The following is a 1,316-nucleotide window of genomic DNA, read 5'->3' on the forward strand; positions in this document are numbered from 1 at the left end:
TCGCGCGCCTCCTCGGTGCGGCCGAGGGGCCGGATGTCGATGCGGGTGCCGTCCAGCCCCGCGGCTTCCAGGATCTGGCGCAGCGCCAGGCCGTTGGCCAGCGAATCGCGCCGCGCGGCCGAGGCATCCTCGGCCGGGCCGGCCACCTGCGCCAGCAGGGTCACGCGCCCCTCGGTGCGCCCGGCCAGCCGCGCCGCCCTCACCGAGATCGGCGGGCAGGGGCTGGGTGGCAGGCTGCTGGGTGGCAGGCTGCTGAGTGGCAGGCTGCTGAGCCTGGGCCGGGCCCAACAGGGCAGGCTGCGCCAGGGCCAGCGGCACGGCCAGCAGCAGGAGGGGGCGGAGCAAGCGGAAGCGGGGGCGCATTGTATCGCGCAGCCTAGCCGACATCCTCGTGCAGGGGAAACGCGGCCGCGGGAGAAAGGGCATGGCCGCCCGGCCCGGCGCACGCCCGGCCGGTGCCGGAGAGAGGCCGCGGCCCATGGCGCCGCCCGCCCCCCTGATCCGGGCTTCAGCCCTCGCCGCGGGCGCGGCCGACCAGGGCGATGCCTTCCTGCACCACCTCGCGCAGCTTCGGCTGCAGGTGCGGGTTGCCGGCCACCACATGGCCGTTGGCGTAGCAGTCGCCGCCCTCGGGATCGGTGGCGTAGCCGCCGGCTTCCTTCAGGATGACCAGCCCGGCGGCGATATCCCACTTCGCCATGCCCAGCTCCCAGTAGCCCTCGTAGCGGCCGGCGGCGGTCCAGCAGAGGTCGAGCGCGGCGGCGCCCATGCGGCGGACGCCCGCCACCTGCGGCATCAGCCGGGCCAGGGTGGCGCTGAACTCCGCCTTGCGCTGCACCTTGGCGAAGGGGATGCCGGTGGCGAACACCGCGTGCAGCATGTCGCGCCGGCCGGAGACGCGCAGGCGGCGGTCGTTGAGGAAGGCGCCGTTGCCCTTCTCGGCCCAGAACAGCTCGTCGGCGGCGGGGTTGTAGACGACGCCGGCGACGACCTCGCTCGTGGTCTCGGTCAGCCGCTTCTCGATGCCGATGGACACCGCCCAGTGCGGGATGCCGTGCAGGAAGTTGGTGGTGCCGTCCAGCGGGTCGATCACCCAGCGCCATTCCCAGTCATTGCCGCCGCTCTCGCCCTGCTCCTCGCCGAGGAAGGCGAAGTTGGGACGGGCGCGGCCGAGCTCGGCGCGCAGCGTCTCCTCGGCGCGGAGATCGGCCTGGGAGACGAAGTCCCCGGGGCCCTTCATGCTGACCTGCAGCTGCTCCACCTCGCCGAAATCGCGCAGCAGGCGGCGGCCCGCCTTCTGGGCGGCGGCCACGACG

Annotated in this window: 2 protein-coding genes; both read right to left on the bottom strand. The window is 74.3% G+C overall.

Going from position 1 to position 1,316, the window contains the following annotated elements:
• On the bottom strand, nucleotides 1-203 hold a 203-nt coding region (locus ACZJYS_RS24330), incomplete at its 3' end, for a hypothetical protein (RefSeq protein WP_493180649.1).
• 305 nt (nucleotides 204-508) lie between these two features.
• Complete coding sequence (locus tag ACZJYS_RS24335) at nucleotides 509-1,312, bottom strand: inositol monophosphatase family protein (RefSeq protein WP_493180650.1); 804 nt, start codon at nucleotides 1,310-1,312, stop codon at nucleotides 509-511.
• Nucleotides 1,313-1,316: the final 4 nt, after the last annotated feature.

The organism is Roseomonas sp. TS2 (assembly GCF_058833935.1).